Origin of the sequence: Mesorhizobium sp. BR1-1-16 (assembly GCF_020165495.1) — a bacterium.
Lineage (GTDB): Bacteria > Pseudomonadota > Alphaproteobacteria > Rhizobiales > Kaistiaceae > Kaistia.
In genome coordinates this window covers 45438-64907 of the sequence record NZ_JAIUIE010000016.1, presented here as the reverse complement: position 1 = coordinate 64907, position 19470 = coordinate 45438, and the positions used below count along the sequence as shown (strand labels likewise).

Here is a 19470-nt window from a genome sequence, read left to right as displayed (position 1 = left end):
CCTCTCAACCCCCGGAGCACACTGGGACGCACTGGCTTGCCGAGCCGCCGGCGCCGGCTCCGCCACAGGCGATGGCCGTCTGGAGACGGCCCTCTGGCGGGCTCTGCGCGGCCCAGCCGTCGTCCCGCCAAACCGCTGCAGCAAGCCCCCAGCGCAGACATGGCGGCTGGCTGGTGCCGAGTTTATCGCTTCGGCTTCACCCCATTTGCCTCGGCGACGAAATCCGACAGCATCGGCACGTATTTCTCGGCCTGGCCTGCAGCCGCCATGGCGGCGAACTGGTTCTTGACGGCGCTACCGAGCGGATTGACCGCGCTGGCGTTGTCGGCCATGCCGGCGAGATAGCGGAGATCCTTATAGGCGTTGGCGATCGTGAACTGGTGCGCGTTCTCATCGCGCTCGATCACATAGGTCATGAAGGTGTCGTAGAAGCCGCAGCGCATGCGGCCCTTGCCGATGACCGAATGGAATGTTTCGGCGCTGATGCCGACCTTCGCGCCCAGCGCCAACGCCTCGGAATAGAGGCTGGCATAGCCGAGCGACAGGAAGTTGTTGATCAGCTTCATCTTATGGCCGGCGCCGACAGGGCCGACGTGGGCAATCGTCGCGGCCCAGCAGGCGATGAGCGGTTCTGCCCGGGCGAAATCGGCGTCCGAGGCGCCGACCAATGCCTGGAGCGTGCCGGCCTTGGCGCCGGCGGGCGTGCCGCCGAGCGGTGCATCGACAAGGCTTGCGCCCTTTGCCGCGAGAACGTGCGCGAGACGAAGGGTCGAATCCGGCTCCGCCGTGCTGCAGTCGATGACGAGCAAGCCCGGCTTCGCTCCGGAAAGGACGCCGTTCTCGCCCTCGATGATGGCCTCGACTTCGGGTGAGCCGGTGACGCACAGGAAGATCGCGTCGACTTGGCTGGCCATTTCGGCAGCACTCGCCACTTCGCGCGCACCGGCTGCAACAAGTCGGTCGACCGCGTCGCGACGACGGTTGGCCATCACGACGAGCGTGTTGCCCTTCGCCATCAGATTAGCGGCCATGCCCTCGCCCATATAGCCGAGGCCGATGAAGCCGACCGTGCTGCCTGCCATGATGTTCCTATCCCGCTTTGCTGATTTCCGATTTTGCCCGAACCTAAATTGGTTTAAGCGAATGAGCAAAGGGGTTGCATGGCCGCTCCCGTCGCGCGGCCACGGCTCCGTGGAGGGATGATGGCGGATCGCGACGAGACGCCCGGCCTTTCGACCGGGGCGCGGCTCAGAGGTGGGCGGCGTGGGCTGACGTTGCGCATGCTCGGCGCTGAACTCGGCCTTTCGACGGCCACCATTTCGCTGGCGCTACGCGATTCGCCCCTTGTTGCCGACGCAACACGGCTGCGTGTGCAGGCCCTGGCTGCGGAAGCCGGCTATGTCGTCAATCGGTCGGCGGCGAGCCTCAGGACCGCGCGCACCAATATGGTCGGCGTCATGGTGCATGACGTCATCAATCCCTATTTCGCCGAGATCTTCCGTGCGCTCGAGGCAGCCCTCAATGAGCGCAAGCTGGCGATCATGATTTGCAATCACGCTGACGACATTCGCCGCCAGCGAACCTTTGTCGACACGCTCATGCAGCATCGCGCCGACGGGCTGATCATGTGCCCGGCCATCGGCACAGATGCGGATGCTGTCGCGCGGATTGTCGGGTCGGGGCTGCCCTTCGTCATGATCTGCCGCGAGGTCGCCGATATAGCGGTGCCCATGGTGCGGGGCGATGATTTTACCGGTGGGCGGGCGCTTGGTCGCCATCTGGTGGCAGAGGGTCACCGCCGCATCGCCTTTGTCGGGGGGCGGCGCGCGACGAGCGCCGGGCGCGAACGTCACGCCGGCTATGTCGCGGCGCTCGCGGAAGCCGGCATCGAGGCCGATCCCGCGCTGGACGTGCCGGAAGCTATGACGCAGGCCGCGGTTCGCGAGGCGGCCATGGCGCTTCTGGCGCTCGATGCGCCACCGACGGCGGTGATCGGCTTCAACGATCTCGTCGCATCCGGTCTCATGTCGGCGCTGCGCCATGCCGGGCTGGAGCCCGGCCGGGACGTGGCCGTCGCGGGCTATGACGACACCGATGGCGCCGCCTGGTCTGCGCCCGCGCTGACCTCTGTCTTCAATGCGGCCGAGCAGATCGGTAGCCTCGCCGCAAACCTTCTGAGCGCGCAGATCGATGGCGGGCCGGCGACGCCGACGCGCATCCTGATCGAGCCGGAACTCAGGATCCGTGCCTCGACCCGCCCCCTTCCATCCGCTTGAACCCATCGTCCGAGGAGATATTGCCCGATGACAAGGCCCGAAATTCTCATGCCCGGCCGCATGCTGGAAAATGTCGAGCGCGCCCTCGATGCGCATTTCACGGTGCATCGGATCTATCTCCGCGATGACCGGGCGGCGGCGCTCTCGGCGATTGCGCCGCGCATTCGCGGCATCGCCGCCGGCGGCGCAGTCGATGCGGCGCTGATCGATGCTCTGCCGCATCTCGAGATCATCGCGAATTTCGGTGTCGGCTATGACAATGTCGACGCCCGGCACGCGGCTGCGAAGGGCATCATCGTCACCAATACGCCCGACGTGCTGACGGAAGAGGTCGCCGATACGGCGCTCGGCCTCATCTTGATGACGGTGCGGGAGTTTTCGGCCGCCGAGCGCTATCTGCGCGCCGGCCGTTGGCCGTCTGGTCCCTATCCCCTGACCAACGCGACGCTGCGCGAGCGGACCGTCGGCATTGTCGGGCTCGGCCGGATCGGCAAGGCGATCGCCCGGCGGCTCGAGGCCTTCGGCGTGACGGTCGTCTATCACAATCGCCGTCCCCAGGATGATGTCGGCTATCGCTATTATTCCGATCTCATCGAGATGGCGCGCGACGTCGATACGATCGTCAGCGTTCTGCCCGGCGGCGCGGCGACGGACAAGCTGATCGGTCGCGCTGTGCTCGATGCTCTGGGGCCGCGCGGCATCCTCATCAATATCGGCCGTGGCACGGTGGTCGACGAGGTGGAACTGATCGCAGCGCTCAAGGAGCGGCGCATCCATGCCGCGGGGCTCGACGTATTCGAGAAGGAGCCGCAGGTGCCGGCGGAGCTGATGGCCCTCGACAATGCGGTCCTGCTGCCGCATGTCGGCTCGGCGTCGGTCTATACGCGCGACGCGATGGGCCAGCGCGTCGTCGATAACCTCCTTGCCTGGGTGGCCGGAAAGCCTCCAGTCAGCCCGGTGGCCGAGACGCCGTTCAAGGGTTGGCAACCGCGCTAGCTCCTGTCGTGCGGCCGACTTGATCGCCGATCAGGATCTTGGGATGCGCGATCCTCATTTGATTGGCGGCGGGCACTCCCCCGGCGTCATGACGATCTTCCTGGCGTTCCTGCGGCTCGGGCTCACGGCTTTTGGCGGTCCGGTGGCGCATCTTGGCTATTTCCGCGATGCTTTCGTGGTCCGGCTGGGCTGGATCGAGGAGGCGGCCTATGCGGATCTGGTCGCGCTCTGCCAGTTCCTGCCCGGGCCGACATCGAGCCAGGTCGGCATGGGGATCGGTTATGAAAAGCGCAGGCTCCCCGGTGCCGTCGCGGCCTTTATGGGCTTTACGCTGCCTTCGGGCCTTGTCATGGCTGGCCTCGGCGTGGCGCTTTCGAGCGGCGCGCATATTGATCCGGGATTGCTGGGCGGGCTTGCGATCGTTGCCGTCGCAGTGGTCGCCGAAGCGGTGCGGGGGATGGCTGGATCGCTCGCCGCCAACCGGCGGACCGGCGCCGTGGCGGTTGCCACCGCGGCGCTTGCACTGTTCTTCCCGGGCGGCCTGACACAACTGGCGCTGATCCTCGCGGCCGCGTGTCTTGGAGCTCTCCTGCCGCTCGCCGATCTGTCGCCGTCCCGGCCCCGTGACGCGATCGGCTCGCGCCGTCTCGCTGTCGGCGCACTTGCCGTGTTCGTGCTGCTCCTCGCCGGATTGCCCCTGGTCGCCGGGGTGACGGGCTCGGTCGTGGTGGCGCTTGCCGATGCGTTCTATCGCGCCGGGGCGCTGGTCTTCGGCGGTGGCCATGTGGTGCTGCCGCTTCTCGAGCGGAGCGTCGTCGCGGCTGGGTTCGTGCCGGCGGAAACCTTCGTGGCGGGCTATGGCGCCGCGCAGGCGATGCCCGGGCCGCTGTTCTCGATCGCGGCCTTTCTCGGCGCCGCGGCGGCCGTGCCGAACGCCACTGCTGGCGCGCTGATCGGAACCGTGGCGCTGTTTGCGCCCGGCTTTCTGCTCATTGTCGGCGTGCTGCCATTCTGGCGTCGCATCGGCGGCTACCAGCCCGTGCGGCGGGCACTCACCGGCGTCAATGCGGCTGTCGTCGGGCTGCTCGCGGCGGCACTTTATGATCCGGTCTTCGTCACCGCAGTGCATCGCCCGCGCGATGTCGCGCTTGCGCTGGTGGCCTGGGGATTGCTGACACTGGCGCGCTGGCCGGCCTGGAGCGTCGTCATCCTTGGGGCGCTGACAGGTCTGGTCCTTGAATGGATCGGCGCCGCCGGCTCGCTCGCCGGGGGGTAGGGGACCACCGGCAGGGGCGAGACGACGACGCCGAAGAGGATCGGAAACGCAGCCCTCAGTCGAGTGCGATGTGCTCGGCAGGACCCTTCTGCGGCTTGTTGCGCAGCAGAAGCAGCAGCGGAATGGTGACCAGCGTCACGAACATCATGAACTTGAAGTCGTCGATGTAAGCGACGAAGGCGGATTCGCGCATGATGAAGGCGTCGAGCGATGCCATGGCGCTGAGGCTGCCATTGGCGATGTCCGCCGGCAGCGCCGGGTTGGTCGCAGTAACATGGCCGGCGAGGGACTGGTGATAGATTTGCGTGTTCTGCGACAGCAGCGTCGCGACGATCGAAACGCCGATCGACGAGCCGAGATTGCGGACGAGGCTGAAAAGGCTCGCGGCGTCGGTGCGCCAATGCGGGGGCAGCGTCGCGAAGGCGATCGTCGATAGCGGCACGAAGACAAAGCCGAGACCAAAGCCCTGCGTGATACCCGTCACCATGAACGGGATGGAATCCATTTCGGGCGACCAGGTCGTCATCTCATAGAGCGACCATGAGGTGAGCGAGAGGCCGACCAGGATCAGAAGCCGCGCGTCGACCCGCCCCACGAGGCGCCCGACGAGCATCATGGCGATCATGGTCCCGACGCCGCGCGGCGCCAGGATGATGCCGGTGGTGATGACCGGGTAGCCATAGAGATTCTGCAGCATCGGCGGCAGCAGCGCCATCGTGGCGAGCAGGATGATGCCGATGATGAAGATGAAGACGAGGCCGGTAACGAAATTGCGATCCTTGAAGATATGCGGATCGATGAAGGTCAGCTTCGAGGTCGCCATGTGGATCGTGAAGACCCAGAAGCCGATCGCCGTCAGGCTCGCCTCGATGAGGATTTCGGGCGAGGAGAACCAGTCAAGCTGCTCGCCGCGATCGAGCATCAGCTGCAACGCGCCGATGCCGAGCGAAAGGAAGGCGAAGCCGAAGAAATCGAACTTGCGCTCGCGGATCGCACCTTCGCTCATGAAGAAGAAGATGCCGAGAAAAGCGACGATGCCGACGGGAAGGTTGATGAAGAACACCCAGCGCCAGTTGAAGCTATCGGTCAGCCAGCCGCCGAGCGTCGGGCCGATGATCGGGCCGACCATGATGCCGGCGCCCCACATCGCCATGGCCTGGCCGTGACGTTCCTTGGGATTGATGCTCAGCAGGACGGACTGAGACAGCGGCACCAGCGCTGCACCGAAGACGCCTTGCAAGATGCGGAAGCCGACCATCTGCATCAGGCTTGTCGAGAGGCCGCACAGCATCGACGCCAGCGTGAAGCCGACGATGCAGGTCAGGAACAGCCGCTTGATGCCGATCCGGTCGGCGACCCAGCCTGTGATCGGCGTCGCGATTGCCGCCGCCACGATATAGGAGGTCAGGACCCAGGTGATCGTGTCCTGCGCCGCGCCGAGCGAGCCCTGCATCGAGGGCAGCGCGACATTGGCGATCGTGGTGTCGAGCACCTGCATGATCGTCGCGAGCATGATCGAAACGGTGATCAGCCCGCGAAAGGGAACGACAGGTCCTGCGCTCGTGGTGGTCATCGGCATATTCCTAGCAGACCGTAGATCCGGTCACCGCAGCCGTCAGCGGGTCGTCGCCGCTCCATCGGCCGCAGCAGGTGTCTGGGCCGCGGCCGTGCCTCCAAAGCCGGGCAGGGAGCGTTTGAAGCCCGTGTCGACCTCGACGGAGGCGCTGAGACCGGTCGGGATGGCGGCAATGTCGAGGGGGCCGTCGATCTTCAAGCGGACCGGAACGCGCTGCACGACCTTGACCCAGTTGCCGGTCGCGTTCTGCGCCGGCAACAGCGAGAACGCCGAGCCGGTGCCTGCATCGATCGATTCCACCTGGGCGTGGAACATATGGTCGGGATAGGCGTCGAACGTGATGGTCGCTGCCTGGCCGATCTTCATATGGGTGAGATCGGTCTCCTTGAAATTCGCCTCGATATAGGAGGTGCTGGTCTCCACGAGGCTCATCAGAACCGTCGGCGCCATGGCCGGGTTGGTCACATACTGCCCGACGCGGAGGCGATCCGTCTGCGAGACAATGCCATCGGCAGGCGAGTAGACCGCGGTCTGCTTGAGGGCGAGAGCCGCATTGTCGCGTGCTGCGATCGCCTGCATCACGGTCGGGTGCTCATCGGTCGGCAGGTCCGGCTGGCCGCCAAGTGCCGTCAGCGCGCCCGCGACCTTTTCCTTGGCCTGCGTTACATTCCGCGTCGCATTGCTCAGATTGTTCTGTGCCGAGTCGAAATCCGCATTCGAACTGACGCCGCGCTTCAGGAGGTCCTGCTGGCGGCTGAAAACCTTCTGCTGATAGTCGAGGGAATCCTCGGCTGACTTCTCCTCGGAGATCGCCTGCTGATAGGAGGATCGAAGCTGTTCGACCTGCAGGCGCGCGACGGCAACCGCCGCGTCGGCCTGGTTCAGGGCGATCGCATAGGGCTCCGGGTCGATCTTGAAGAGCAGATCCCCCTTCTTCACGGCCTGATTTTCACGCACCGCGACCTCCACGATGCGGCCCGACTGGTCCGCCGTGATCGCGACGCGGTTCTGCTCGAGATAGGCGTTGTCCGTCGAGGCGTAGCGGCCGCCGGTGAGCCAGAGATAGCCGCCGCCGACTGCGAGAACGAGCGGAAGCGCCAGCATCAGCACGAAACGCATGCTGCGGCGACGCTTCGGCGGCGTGGCTTCGGCGACGATGGAAAGCTGTGGTGCGGGCCTGTCGGCCTCTTTGACGGGTTCAGCGCTCACGACGCACTCTTCTCTTCCTGCTGGATACGAGCGGCGGCGGCGACAGTCGCCGCGCAGTCACTGACAGTTTCGGCACCGTAACGGGCCATGTTGGCACGCATCACGGTCAGCGCGCTCACCAACTGCTCGGTCTCGGTCTCGCTCATGCCTTCGAGCGCCGACTTAACGACCTCATTGCCAATGGCCTTCATGGCCTGAAGATGCGGCTTCACCGTCTCGGTCAACTGAAGGCGGCGCGCCCGTCGATCGGACGGATCGGGCAGGCGGACGACATAGCCAAGCGCCTCCAGGCGATCGATATGGCGCGAGAGCGTGATCGGCTCGACATCCAGCGCCTCGGCGACGACGGCCTGGTTCGAACCCTCATTGTGATACAGAAAGGCGAGCACCTGCCACTGCGCGCGGGTCAGCGCACAGCCTTGTGCCGCCTGGTCGAAGGCGCGACGGAGAAGTCGCGCAACATCGTTGATCAGGAAGCCGAGGTGCTTTTCCGGGGGCATCGTATCCATGGGGGCAAGATAATAAGTCAAAGATATAATATCAAGAGACATCATCGGCCTCGGGTCCCGTTTCGTTGGCGCGCCGCCGCCGCTTCCTGGACTCGAACCTACTCTGGGCGATCGGTCTCGTGAGGCAGGTCGTTGTTGATTGAGGCGCTTTGTGCCGCAAGCCGGCCTTGATTTATGTTTAGCCGCCTCGCAGAAAGTGGATTGCAGAGGGGATTGCGGTGGACACGGTAATTTCAGGCAAGATGCCGCGCGACTATCGGATCGACTTCTTCCGCGGGCTCGCGCTCATTTCCATTTTTGTCAATCACATCCCCGGGAACTGGTTCTCGAACTTCACGCATCGCAATTTCGGCTTGTCCGATGCGGCGGAAGTGTTCGTCCTGCTGGCCGGCATATCGGCGGCGCTCGCTTATTATCCCCGCTTCATCAATGGCCAGGCGGGGCTTTCGATCGCGCAGATCGTCAAGCGGATCGGGACGATCTATATCGCGCATCTTTCATCGATCGCGATCGGTTTCGCTGTTTATGCCGGAGCGTCGCTTTGGCTGAACCGGCCCGAACTGCTCATTCCCGACGAACGACACTGGATCGTCGACCAGACTGTGCAGTCGCTGGCCGGTATCGGGGCGCTGACCTACCAGACGGGCAACTTCAACATCCTGCCGATGTATATCGGCATGCTTGCGATGCTGCCCTTCATCATGATGCTGGCGCGGATCAGCCTCCTGCTGGCGCTGGCAAGCAGCGCGCTCCTCTGGCTCGTGGCGAATGTGTTTCACTTCGGACCGCCCAATTTTCCGGGCACCGGGATCTGGTATTTCAACCCGCTCACCTGGCAGCTGATCTTCACGATCGGCTTCTGCGGCGGCGTCCACCTGCGGCGCGGCACGCGCGTCGCTCCGTCACCGGTTCTTTACGGCGCTTCGCTGGCCTATCTGATCGCGGCGGCGCTCCTGGTGATGCTGCCGCTCTGGGACCGTTTCCCGGTGATGCCGGAATGGATCTGGATCTCGGGCTTCAACAAGAGCTGGGTCGGTCTCTTCCGCCTGTTCCACCTGCTGGCGCTCGTCTATGTCGTCCTGTGCAGCCCGATCCCGGCGTTTCTGCGGGCAAGGCTGACGCATGACAACTGGATCGTCAGCCTCGGCCGCAACACGTTGCCTGTCTTCTGGCTGTCGACGCTGCTTGCGGTCATCGGGCACATCATCCGCGAGGACGTGTTCATGCTGCCGAACGATCCGATATTGACGGCGAAGTCCTTCGCGGTCGATTGCGTGATCGTCGTTGTCGGCGGGGCGATGCTGTTTGCGCTGGCGCAACTGCTCGACTGGACGAAGCCCGGCGCCAAGCCGCGGACGCAGCCTGCCGAAGGCCGGTCGCCCCTTGCCGTCCGGCGACTCGAGCCGGCGGAGTAGCGCTCAAAAAGAAAACGCCGCGTGATGACGCGGCGCTTTCCAAAATTCGCGAGGTCGCCCGATGCTCAATGCATCGTTGGGTCGTCCTTCAGTCTGGCAATCTCGTCCTTGACCTGAAGCTTCTTGCGTTTGAGCGCTTTGATCTCAAGCGGATCGATGCTGGGATGAGTCTTCATCACATCCTCGATTTCCTTGTCGAGCGCCTCGTGACGACGCTCCAGCGCTTCAAGATGCGACAGCATGGACATATGGAATGCCTCCCTTCGCTTACGATGACGGCACCTCGGATGGTGCCACAAAGTCCTGGGGGTGTCGAACGCCGCGGTGCCTTGATGACGCTTTCGTGACGCCGCCGGCTGACAAACTCCCTCTCCTGATGTGTAGGTGCCGGAGCCCCGTTCAAGGGCCTTCCGGTGAAACGGCTCGCAAGGGATCGGGCGAGCATGTATCGTCGCGGGCGAGAGCAGCGGCCGCCCCCCGGCGGCGGCGCGGCGGGGTTGGGCGCGTATGACGGAAGAAGAAGAGCAGGAGATCCGGTTCGAGCTGGCACGTCTCAGGCAGGAGCACAGCGATCTCGATGCGGCGATCTCCGTGATGTCGGAAACCGGCAAGATCGACCCGCTGCGCATTCAAAGGCTGAAGAAGAAGAAGCTGGCGCTGAAGGACCGGATTGCGGTGCTCGAGGATCAGCTGCTGCCGGATATCATCGCCTGATCCGGGTCAGCCGCGAGGCCCCCGGCGCCGTGCGCCGAGCAGCGTCTCGATCCGCGTGATGAGCCCGTCCGGCGTTTCGCCCGCCTCGATCTGGGCCGCCGCGATGCGCGCGCTGACGGAGGCGACGCGGCCTTCCAGCAGGCGGTCCATGCCGCCGACAGCCGCCCGCAGGGCGTCGAGCCTCGGCTGGCAATCCGCGGCGTCGGCATTCCACAGGACGAGCGCAAACTGATAGGGATCGATGCGGGCTGCGACGTCGCAGGAGCGCATGACGCCCTTGAGGCGCGCGCCGATCGTCCCGAGGACACGGTTGGCCACCTGCTGCCCGTGGCGCTCGGCAACGGAAGCCAGACCATCGATGGCGATCAGCACGCCGACGGCCGGCGTCTGATAGCGGCTGCGAAAAGCTGACGCCTTCTCGACCTCGCGGTCGAATGTGCGGCGGTTGAGGAGCCCGGACACCGGATCGACCGCCGCCTCGACCTCGAGGGTCGCGATGCGATGGCGGCTCATGTCGAGCGCCGCGCGAAGCGCCGCCACCTCCTGCGAGAGCCGGACCACCAGGGCGCGCTGTTCGACCGGGACGGCGGCGAGCTCATCCTCCGCCGCGACGGTCATGCGACGTGACGGGCGTTCCAGCTCGGGAGAACGCTGCGGCAGGGGAGGGGCGATGCGCGGGTCTGGCATAAAAGGAATGGTGTGACCAATTTGGTTCAGCTTCGGTTAACGATGCGGGCGAAGCAAGTTGTTTGCGTAGGTTTCGCAATTCCTTAGCGCCGACGAGGGGTGCCGCCGCCGCAGTTTTTCCGGCGCGTGCTTGCGCGCGAGGGTCGAGCTTTATAGTGTCCGCCGCATCACGACGACATGGAGAGACGCGCTTGGCAGGATCCGCTGCGCCGGTCGCCATCATCATGGGCAGCCAATCCGATTGGCAGACCATGAAGGCCGCCGCCGAAACCCTCGACGCGCTCGGCATCCGCCATGACGACCGCATCGTCTCCGCGCATCGCACACCCGATCGCCTGGTCGCCTTCGCGGGTGGCGCGCGTGATGCTGGCCACAAGGTCATCATCGCCGGTGCCGGCGGCGCTGCCCATCTGCCAGGCATGTGCGCGGCGATGACGCCGCTGCCGGTTCTCGGGGTGCCCGTCGAATCGAAGGCCCTTTCCGGCCAGGACAGCCTGCTTTCCATCGTGCAGATGCCCGCCGGCATCCCTGTTGGGACGCTGGCGATCGGGCGGGCCGGCGCGGTCAATGCCGCGCTGCTCGCAGCGGCGATCCTGGCGCTCCAGGACGCTGCACTGGCGGCGCGCCTCGATCAGTGGCGGGCGGACCAGACCGCGCGGGTTGCCGAGGAGCCGGTTCGCGATGCATGAGAATGGCCTGAAGCCCGGCTCGACCATCGGCATTCTCGGTGGCGGACAGCTTGGGCGCATGCTCGCCGTAGCGGCGGCCGAACTCGGCTTTCGCTGCCACGTCTATTGCCCGGACGGGGAAAGCCCGGCCTTCGACGTCGCGGCCGCGCGCACGGTCGCGTCCTATGAGAACGAGGCGGCGCTTGCTGCCTTTGCCGGCTCGGTCGATGTCATCACCTATGAATTCGAGAATGTTCCGGCGAGCACAGCCGAGGTCCTGAGCGGTCAGGTCGCGGTGCTGCCAGGCGTCACTGCGCTGGCGGCCTCGCAGGATCGGCTTGCCGAAAAGGAATTGATTCGCTCGCTCGGTATCGATGTCGCGCCCTTCGCGGCCGTCGATAGCCTTGGCGATCTCGAAGCGGCGCTTGAGGCGCTCGGCCGGCCTGCCATCCTCAAGACGCGCCGCTTCGGCTATGACGGCAAAGGTCAGGCCAAGCTCATGCCCGGCGATGATGCGGCTGCCGCCTATGAGTCAATCGGCCAACGTCCGGCCGTGCTCGAAGGCTTCGTCTCTTTTGTCCGCGAGGTCTCGGCGCTGGTGGTTCGCGGCCGTGGCGGAGAGACCGCCGTCTATGACATCACCGAGAACGTTCACCGCAACCACATCCTCTATACCTCCACCGTTCCCGCGGTGATCCGGCCGGAGACCGCCGCAGAGGCGCGCGCGCTCGGCATCCGCATCGCCGAGGCGCTCGATTATGTCGGCGTCCTGGCCGTCGAGATGTTCGTGGTCGAGGAGGGGACATTCGAGCGGCTGGTCGTCAACGAGATCGCGCCGCGCGTCCACAATTCCGGCCACTGGACGCAGGACGGCGCCGGTGCCTCGCAGTTCGAGAATCACATTCGCGCCGTTGCCGGCTGGCCGTTGGCGTCCACCGCGCGCCACTCCGATACGGTCATGACCAATCTCATCGGCGCTGACGCCGATGACTGGCAGAGGTTCGCCGCCGAGCCCGGCGCGCGGCTGCATCTTTATGGCAAGGCCGAGAGCCGGCCTGGCCGCAAGATGGGTCATGTGAACCGGATCAGCCCGAAGCGCGGCTGATCCAATCCGCCTTCCAATCGGCGGGCCGCGACCCCATATGCGACCGTCCGGCGCGCCATGCCTGCCCCCAAGGGGTGGCGCCCGCCGCTCAAAGGCGCTATCGAAGGCGCCGATTTCCGCCCTTTCATCGAAGACGATCCGCCATGACAGCTGCCAAGACCGCTGCGAAGTCCGTTTATCCCGCCGCCGAGCCCTCGCCGTCCTTCCCGAAGATCGAGGAAGCGATCGGCGCGTGGTGGAAGGAGAACGAGACCTTCGAGCGTTCGATTGCGCAGCGGCGTGACCAGGGCGCGGCCGAATTCGTGTTCTATGACGGCCCGCCCTTCGCGAATGGCCTGCCGCATTACGGCCATCTCGTCACCGGTTTCGTGAAGGATCTCGTTCCGCGCTACCAGACGATGCGCGGCAAGGTGGTCGATCGCCGCTTCGGATGGGATTGCCACGGCCTGCCGGCCGAGTTGCAGTCCGAGCAGGAACTCGGCGTCTCCGGCCGCCTTGAGATCCTGAAATACGGCATGGCCCGCTTCAACGAGCATTGCCGCACCTCGGTGCAGCAGTTCACGGCGGACTGGGAATATTATGTCACCCGTTCGGCGCGCTGGGTCGATTTCAAGAACGATTACAAGACCATGGATCTCTCCTTCATGGAGAGCACCATGTGGGCCTTCAAGCAGCTCCACGACAAGGGGCTGATCTATGAGGGCTATCGCGTCGTGCCCTATTCCTGGGCGGCGCAGACGCCGCTCTCGAATTTCGAGACCCGGCTCGATAATTCCTACCGCATGCGCCAGGACCCGGCGCTGACGGTCGGCTTCATGCTCGATCCGCTGCCCGGCGAGGTTTCGCCGACGCGGCTGGTCGCCTGGACGACCACGCCCTGGACGCTGCCGTCCAACATGGCGCTGGCTGTCGCGCCGGACGCCGACTATGCGGTGCTCGAGAAGAACGGCGCGCGCGTCATCATCGGCGCGCCGCTTGTCGCCAATTACGAGAACGACCTGGAAGGCTTCGTCGAGGTCGCGACCGTCAAGGGCGCGGATCTCGTCGGCCGCACCTACCAGCCGCTGTTCCCCTTCTTTGAAGGTCAGCGCGCCGCCGGGGCGTTCCGCGTCCATGCAGGTTCGTTCATCGAGATGACCGACGGTACCGGCGTCGTCCATATCGCGCCCGCCTTCGGCGAGGACGACATGGCCCTGGCGCTGGCGAACGGCATCCCGGTCGTCGATCCGGTCGATTTCGCAGGCAATTTCACCGACCTCGTGCCCCCCTATGCCGGCATGAACGTGTTCGACGCGAACAAGGACGTCATCCGCGACCTGAAGCACCAGGCCGGCGTCGTCGTTCGTCATGAGACCTATGACCACAACTATCCGCATTGCTGGCGCACCGACCAGCCGCTGATCTACAAGGCGCTGCGCTCCTGGTTCGTGAAGGTTTCAGCCTTCAAGGACCGGATGGTCGAGCTGAACCAGGGCATCGACTGGGTGCCGGGGCACGTCAAGGACGGCCTGTTCGGCAAGTGGCTTGCCAATGCGCATGACTGGAACATCGGCCGCAACCGCTTCTGGGGCTCGCCGGTCCCGGTCTGGAAGTCGGACGATCCGAACTATCCGCGACTCGACGTCTATGGCTCGATCGACGAGATCGAGCGGGATTTCGGCGTGCGCCCGCATGACCTGCACCGCCCCTATATCGACGACCTGACCCGTCCGAACCCCGACGATCCCACCGGTAAGTCGGTGATGCGCCGCGTCGAGGACGTGCTGGATTGCTGGTTTGAGTCCGGCTCGATGCCGTTCGCGCAGGTGCATTACCCGTTCGAGAACAAGGACTGGTTCGACGCTCACTCGCCGGCCGACTTCATCGTGGAGTATGTCGCGCAAACGCGCGGATGGTTCTACACGCTGATGGTGATGTCGACCGCCCTGTTCGATCGGGCGCCGTTCCGCAACGTCATCTGCCATGGCGTCGTTCTCGACGAGAACAAGCAGAAGCTCTCGAAGCGGCTGAAGAACTATCCGGACCCGATCGACGTCTTCAATACCTATGGCGCCGACGCGCTGCGCTGGTATCTCGTGTCCTCGCCGCTGCTCTCGGGCGGCGATCTCGCGATGCCGAAGGATGGCCGCGCCATCGCCGAGACTGTGCGCCAGGTGATGCTGCCGATCTGGAACGCCTATTCGTTCTTCACGCTCTACGCCAATATCGACGGCATCAAGGGGCGGATGGTCACCTCCGCCGAGGCGGAGCTCGATCGCTATATCCTGGCGAAGACAGGCGATCTCATCCGCGGCATCGAGGTCTCGATGGAGAAACTCGACCTTGCCGGGGCGACCAATGCGTTCCCGCCCTTCATCGAGGCGCTGAACAACTGGTTCATCCGCCGCTCGCGCGAACGGTTCTGGAAGGGTGAGAAGGACGCCGACAAGCAGGCGGCCTATGACACACTCTATACCGTGCTCGTCACCATGACGCGCGCGCTGGCGCCGTTCCTGCCGTTCCTGACCGAGCACATCCACCGTGCGCTTGTGAATGGCGAAAGCGTGCATCTCGCCGACTGGCCGGATGCGCAGGCCCTCGTCGCCGATGCGGCGCTGGTGGAGCGGATGGATCTCGCGCGAACCGTCGCCTCGGCGGCGGCGTCGATCCGCACCGTCAAGAACCTGCGCACGCGCCTGCCGCTGCGCTCGCTGACCGTCGCCCATCCGGGCTTCGAGAAGCTGGCGCTGCTCAAGGACGTCATTGCTGACGAGGTCAACGTCAAGGAGGTCGTGCTCTCGGCCGATCCCTCAGCGTTTGGCGCGATCGTGCTCGCCGTCGATCCGAAGATCGGCAAGCGGCTCGGCAAGGCGCTCAAGGATGTGCTCGCCGCGGCGCGCGCGGGGCAGTGGACCGCGCTCGGCGAAGGCCGCTATGCCGTGGCCGGCGAGACGATCGAGCCCGGCGAATACGAGTTGCGCTTCAAGGCCAATGACGGCCTCGATGCTGTGTCGTTCGATGGTGCCGCCGGTGTCGTCGTGCTTGACACGCATGTTGACGAAGCGCTCGAGCGCGAGGGCATCGCGCGCGATTTCATCCGCCTCGTGCAGGTGGCGCGCAAGGATGCCGGGCTCAACATCGCGGACCGCATCCATATCGAGGTGAAGTTCGCCAATGGCGCCGGCGACGCCGTATTCGCGCATGAGGCGACGGTGAAAGCCGAGACACTGGCCGAGACCATGCGCCCGACCGATGGCACGCCGGAAGGCTTCGTCTCGGAGACCAAGTTGCTGGATGAGCCGGTTTCGATCGGCGTCCGCGTCGCCCGCTGAGGCGGCGGCGTTCTGGAGTTCAAAGGGCCGGCGTCAGCGCCGGCCCTTTTTCATGTCAGCGCGCGGCCTGCATCAGCGGATAGGAGCGGCGCACGGTCTCGGCGATGAGCGCGGCGGCGATGGCCTTGATGACATCGCCGGGCACGAAGACCAGCGAGCCCTTGGCGGCGTCGAAGAGCGAGAGCTTGGCGACGACGGCAAGCCAGGGGATGCCGATGAGATAGACGACACCGATGCCGCCGATCACCGAGAAGACGAAGAACCAGACGGCGTTCATCCGCTTCCAGTTCATTTCGGTCAGCCAGCCGGTGACATAGGCGGCGATCGGCCAGGCGATGATGAAGCCCGCCGAGGGGCCGAAAAAGACGCCGAGGCCGCCATGGCCGCCCGCAAGCAAGGGCAGGCCGAGGGCGACAAGCAGCACGAACAGCAGGATGGCAAGGCCGCCGCGCTTGGCGCCGATCAGGCAGCCGGCCAGCATGACGCCGAGCGTCCCGGCCGTGATCGGCACCGGGAGAAAGCCGAGATAGATCGGCGGAACGAGATTGACCGCCGCCATCAGCGCGGCGAACAGCGCGATATAGACGATGTCGCGGGTGGAAACGTCTCTGGTCATCGGTTCATGGCCCCCATTCATCCGGTTGGATCATTCGCCCTGATGCGGGCGGCTTCAAGCGTCATAGCCCCGTGCGTCGATCGCATCGGCGAGCGCATCGGCTGCTTTCAGCGTTCGGATCACCAGCGGCACGATGAGAGCAAGTGGATTGCGGCCGAGCCCACGCGCCGCCTGCGCTTCGCGGATATGACGGTATTCCTCGGCGATGACCGGAATGAAGCGGATGGCGAGCCCGATTGCGAGGCCAACCTTTTCGGGCCTGAAGCCGAAGCGGGCCAGCGGGCCGAGCAACCATTCGACCAGTTCCGCCATTTCAGAGACCGGTGTCGACAGCGTGACGGCGCCGGCGAGGAGGATCAGCGTCGCGAAACGACCGACTGCGAGGGCGCCATCCTCGGCCGAGCCGAAGGCCAGATGAAACAGGAAGACGAAGCCGACCAGAACCGCCGGGCCGCGAAGATCGCTGATCAAGCGCCGCCACGGCGTGCCGGTCGAAAGATAGATCGCCGCGGCGACGGGCACGGCGCAGATCGCCACGGCAGGCGAGGCGACCAGGAAGAGCGCCAGCGAGGCGGCGAGCAGGCCGCTCACCTTCGCTCCGGCGGGAAGGTGGTGCAGCCATGAGCGTCCGGCTGCGTAGAGGCCGATCGTCATTGCATCCGCTCGCGGTAGAAGGGGAGCACATCGCCGGGCGCGCCATCGGCGGCGATCTGGCCGTCCTCGATCATCAGCACGCGTTCGCATGCGGCGACGAGGTCGAGGTCATGGCTGACCAGCACGGCCTGATGCGGCAGCGCCGCGATGGCGGCGGCGACGCGGTTGCGGTTCCTGAGATCCAGGAGTGTCGTCGGCTCATCGAAGACGAGAATGTCTGGATCGGTGACGAGCACGGCCGACAGCGCGACGAGCTGTTTCTCGCCGCCCGAAAGCTGGTGCACCGGCCGCTCGCGCAGATGGCCGAGGCCATAGCGGGCGAGGGCGGCGTCGATACGCTCGGTGATTTCCGCTTTCGGCACCTTGCGAGCCTTGAGACCGAAGGCGAGGTCCTCGGAGACGATCGGCATGACGATCTGGTGATCCGGGTTCTGGAACACGAACCCAACCTTGCGCCTGACAGCCTTGACGTCCTCTGCGGTGTCGAGGCCGTCGATGGTGACACGGCCGGCGCGCGGGATCACGAGACCATTGAGAAGCCGCGCGAAGGTACTCTTGCCCGAGCCGTTAGCGCCGACGATGCCGATGCGCTGCTCGGCGAGCGAGAGGCTGATCCCCGCAAGGACCGGCCGGCCGTCGAAATCATGGCTCACGGCGTCAAGCGCGATCATGCCGATCCGGCGTCCCCCAAGGGATGGTGCAATGCCGCATGCGATAGAGCCAACCCTTCGCCGGGTCAATCGCCGATGCGCCCGGATGGCTGCCGCTCCCGGATCGCGCGCTGCTGCCTCTTTCGCTGCGGCGCGTCATTGGCTACAAATCGCGCATGACCCAGAACCTCGCCGCTCTCCTTCCTATCGTCAAAGCCGCTCCCGTCGTCCCGGTGCTGATCATCGAGGGTGTGAAGACGGCCGTTCCGCTGGCCCGCGCGCTGGTCGCTGGCGGCTTGACAGCGCTTGAGGTGACGCTGCGCACGCCGGCCGCGCTCGAATGCATCCGCGCGATCAAGGCCGAGGTCGAGGGCGCCAATGTCGGCGCCGGCACGATCCTCGATGAAAAGCAGTTCGATGCCGCGGTTGCGGCGGGCTCGACCTTCCTCGTCAGCCCCGGCGCGACGCCGCGCCTGTTGGCGCATGCGGACGGATCGCCCGTGCCGCTCCTGCCGGGCATTGCGACCGCCAGCGAGGCGATGGCGCTGCTGGAAGCCGGTTATGGCGCCGCGAAATTCTTCCCCGCCGAGCAGGCCGGCGGCGCGCCCTATCTGAAGGCGCTGTCCTCGCCGATCCCCGGCCTGATGTTCTGCCCGACCGGCGGCGTCAGCCTCAAGAACGCGCCGACTTATCTGTCGCTGCCGAATGTCATGTGCGTCGGCGGTTCGTGGGTGGCTCCGGCCGCGGCCGTCGCAGCCGGCGACTGGGCGGCGATCACCACGCTCGCCGCAGAGGCTGCTGCGCTCAAGGCCGCCTGACGCGGCTTGCGGCGGCAGTTGCTGCTCCCTACGTTCAATCGGTTGGTTTGAACAAAGGTGGGGAGACGGGCATGATCGACGGCAAGAAGCTTCTAGATCAGTTTCTCGGGGCGGAAGCGGGACGCTCAGGCGTTCCGACGGGGGTCGGATCATCCGGCGGCGCCCCCCTGGGCGGCTCCGGCATGCCCGGCGGCCTCGGCGGGCTCGGTGACCTCCTCGGCGGTCTCACGGGCGGTGGCGCCTCTGGCGGCCTCGGTGGTGTTCTCGGTCAGGTGACCGACTACGCCAAAAAGAATCCCGGCATGTCGACCGTCATTGCCGGCGGTCTTGCTTCGGTGCTGATGGGCGGCGGCTCCAAGCTGAAGCCGAATGCGCTGACGCTCGGCGGTCTCGCGGCGCTCGGTACGCTCGCCTACAAGGCCTATCAGCAATATCAGGTCAATAATCCCGCAGCGCCTGCCGCGCCCGCGCCGGCGCCAGCCGGAGCGAGCCTGCCGCCTGCCGTGACGCAGTCGACCGCAACGGCCGAGGATGCTGCCGCGCTGTCGATCATCATCGCCATGATCGCCGCCGCAAAGGCCGACGGCCATGTCGACGACGAGGAACGGCAGAAGATCCTCGGCAAATTGTCGGAAAACGGCCTCACCGCCGAAGAGCAGGCTTTCCTGGACCGGGAACTCGCCGCGCCGCTCGATTTCAATCGCGTGGTGGGGCTTGCGACCAGCCAGGAACATGCGATCCAGCTTTATGCCGCCTCGCTGCTGGCCATCAATGCGGACCAGCCGGCCGAGCGCGGCTATCTCGACATGCTCGCCGCGCGGCTAGGAATTGAACCGGGCCTCAAGACCGCGATCGAACAGACCGTCGCGAGCGCCGCGGCGTAAAGCGACTGGGGAACAGCGGAGCCCTTCCCTAGCCCCTCCCCCGCACGCGGGAGAGGGGACGCTATTGATCGGAAACTGCGTCGATGAAGATTGCGGTTCAGGCTCA

General features: G+C 65.5%; 19 protein-coding genes. 10 read left to right on the top strand and 9 right to left on the bottom strand.

Annotation, left to right across the window (positions count from 1 at the left end; genetic code table 11):
* Positions 1-182: 182 nt before the first annotated feature.
* A complete protein-coding gene (locus LB518_RS22595; protein WP_224580091.1) occupies positions 183-1151 on the bottom strand; it encodes an NAD(P)-dependent oxidoreductase in 969 nt (322 codons plus the stop codon).
* A gap of 51 nt (positions 1152-1202) precedes the next feature.
* Here LB518_RS22595 and LB518_RS22590 point away from each other — a divergent pair, with 51 nt between their 5' ends.
* Genes LB518_RS22590 through chrA form a run of 3 tightly spaced genes read left to right on the top strand, consistent with a single transcriptional unit; the run spans position 1203 to position 4548 of the window.
* Positions 1203-2276: a LacI family DNA-binding transcriptional regulator gene (locus tag LB518_RS22590; RefSeq protein ID WP_224580090.1), complete on the top strand. Its 1074-nt coding sequence runs from the start codon at positions 1203-1205 to the stop codon at positions 2274-2276.
* Between the two features lie 27 nt (positions 2277-2303).
* Positions 2304-3272: a 2-hydroxyacid dehydrogenase gene (locus LB518_RS22585; protein ID WP_224580089.1), complete on the top strand. Its 969-nt coding sequence runs from the start codon at positions 2304-2306 to the stop codon at positions 3270-3272.
* A gap of 43 nt (positions 3273-3315) precedes the next feature.
* A complete protein-coding gene (gene chrA, locus LB518_RS22580; protein ID WP_224580088.1) occupies positions 3316-4548 on the top strand; it encodes a chromate efflux transporter in 1233 nt (410 codons plus the stop codon).
* 55 nt (positions 4549-4603) lie between these two features.
* On the opposite strand, the gene LB518_RS22575 is transcribed toward chrA, so the two are convergent.
* From LB518_RS22575 to LB518_RS22565, 3 genes are read right to left on the bottom strand one after another with little or no spacing between them, the layout of a single operon-like run.
* Entirely contained in the window at positions 4604-6121 is a 1518-nt protein-coding gene (locus LB518_RS22575) for a DHA2 family efflux MFS transporter permease subunit (protein WP_224580087.1), read from the bottom strand.
* Between the two features lie 42 nt (positions 6122-6163).
* Positions 6164-7333: an HlyD family secretion protein gene (locus LB518_RS22570; RefSeq protein WP_224580086.1), complete on the bottom strand. Its 1170-nt coding sequence runs from the start codon at positions 7331-7333 to the stop codon at positions 6164-6166.
* Complete coding sequence (locus tag LB518_RS22565; protein WP_224580085.1) at positions 7330-7833, bottom strand: MarR family winged helix-turn-helix transcriptional regulator; 504 nt, start codon at positions 7831-7833, stop codon at positions 7330-7332. The genes LB518_RS22570 and LB518_RS22565 overlap by 4 nt, the downstream gene beginning before the upstream one ends.
* 227 nt (positions 7834-8060) lie before the next feature.
* On the opposite strand from LB518_RS22565, the gene LB518_RS22560 reads away from it, so the two are divergent.
* Positions 8061-9257: an OpgC family protein gene (locus tag LB518_RS22560; protein WP_224580084.1), complete on the top strand. Its 1197-nt coding sequence runs from the start codon at positions 8061-8063 to the stop codon at positions 9255-9257.
* Positions 9258-9322: 65 nt separating this feature from the next.
* On the opposite strand, the gene LB518_RS22555 is transcribed toward LB518_RS22560, so the two are convergent.
* On the bottom strand, positions 9323-9505 hold the full coding sequence (locus LB518_RS22555) for a YdcH family protein (RefSeq protein ID WP_224580083.1): 183 nt from the start codon (positions 9503-9505) through the stop codon (positions 9323-9325).
* Positions 9506-9764: 259 nt separating this feature from the next.
* Between LB518_RS22555 and LB518_RS22550 the strand changes: the two genes are divergently transcribed.
* Entirely contained in the window at positions 9765-9971 is a 207-nt protein-coding gene (locus LB518_RS22550) for a YdcH family protein (protein ID WP_073056767.1), read from the top strand.
* Positions 9972-9977: 6 nt separating this feature from the next.
* Here the strand turns inward: LB518_RS22550 and LB518_RS22545 are convergent, their stop codons facing one another.
* A complete protein-coding gene (locus tag LB518_RS22545; protein WP_224580082.1) occupies positions 9978-10589 on the bottom strand; it encodes a GGDEF domain-containing protein in 612 nt (203 codons plus the stop codon).
* Positions 10590-10882: 293 nt separating this feature from the next.
* On the opposite strand from LB518_RS22545, the gene purE reads away from it, so the two are divergent.
* The 3 genes from purE to ileS all read left to right on the top strand — a co-directional run bounded on the left by purE (position 10883) and on the right by ileS (position 15742).
* Positions 10883-11347: a 5-(carboxyamino)imidazole ribonucleotide mutase gene (gene purE / locus LB518_RS22540; protein ID WP_224580093.1), complete on the top strand. Its 465-nt coding sequence runs from the start codon at positions 10883-10885 to the stop codon at positions 11345-11347.
* Entirely contained in the window at positions 11340-12431 is a 1092-nt protein-coding gene (locus tag LB518_RS22535) for a 5-(carboxyamino)imidazole ribonucleotide synthase (RefSeq protein ID WP_224580081.1), read from the top strand. Before purE ends, LB518_RS22535 begins: the two co-directional genes overlap by 8 nt.
* Positions 12432-12574: 143 nt before the next feature.
* Complete coding sequence (ileS, locus tag LB518_RS22530; protein ID WP_224580080.1) at positions 12575-15742, top strand: isoleucine--tRNA ligase; 3168 nt, start codon at positions 12575-12577, stop codon at positions 15740-15742.
* A gap of 55 nt (positions 15743-15797) precedes the next feature.
* On the opposite strand, the gene LB518_RS22525 is transcribed toward ileS, so the two are convergent.
* Genes LB518_RS22525 through LB518_RS22515 form a run of 3 tightly spaced genes read right to left on the bottom strand, consistent with a single transcriptional unit; the run spans position 15798 to position 17689 of the window.
* Complete coding sequence (locus tag LB518_RS22525; protein ID WP_224580079.1) at positions 15798-16358, bottom strand: biotin transporter BioY; 561 nt, start codon at positions 16356-16358, stop codon at positions 15798-15800.
* A 54-nt stretch (positions 16359-16412) separates the two neighbouring features.
* Positions 16413-17012, bottom strand: coding sequence for an energy-coupling factor transporter transmembrane component T family protein (locus LB518_RS22520; protein WP_224580078.1), 600 nt, complete (start codon positions 17010-17012; stop codon positions 16413-16415).
* Positions 17009-17689 carry an energy-coupling factor ABC transporter ATP-binding protein gene (locus tag LB518_RS22515; protein WP_502845873.1) on the bottom strand — a complete coding sequence of 227 codons (681 nt, stop codon included), beginning with the start codon at positions 17687-17689 and terminating at the stop codon, positions 17009-17011. The genes LB518_RS22520 and LB518_RS22515 overlap by 4 nt, the downstream gene beginning before the upstream one ends.
* 149 nt (positions 17690-17838) lie before the next feature.
* Between LB518_RS22515 and LB518_RS22510 the strand changes: the two genes are divergently transcribed.
* Both LB518_RS22510 and LB518_RS22505 read left to right on the top strand, forming a co-directional pair.
* On the top strand, positions 17839-18480 hold the full coding sequence (locus LB518_RS22510; RefSeq protein ID WP_224580076.1) for a 2-dehydro-3-deoxy-phosphogluconate aldolase: 642 nt from the start codon (positions 17839-17841) through the stop codon (positions 18478-18480).
* A 71-nt stretch (positions 18481-18551) separates the two neighbouring features.
* Positions 18552-19364 (top strand): tellurite resistance TerB family protein, encoded by an 813-nt coding sequence (locus LB518_RS22505; RefSeq protein WP_224580075.1) that lies wholly within the window; start codon positions 18552-18554, stop codon positions 19362-19364.
* Positions 19365-19470: the final 106 nt, after the last annotated feature.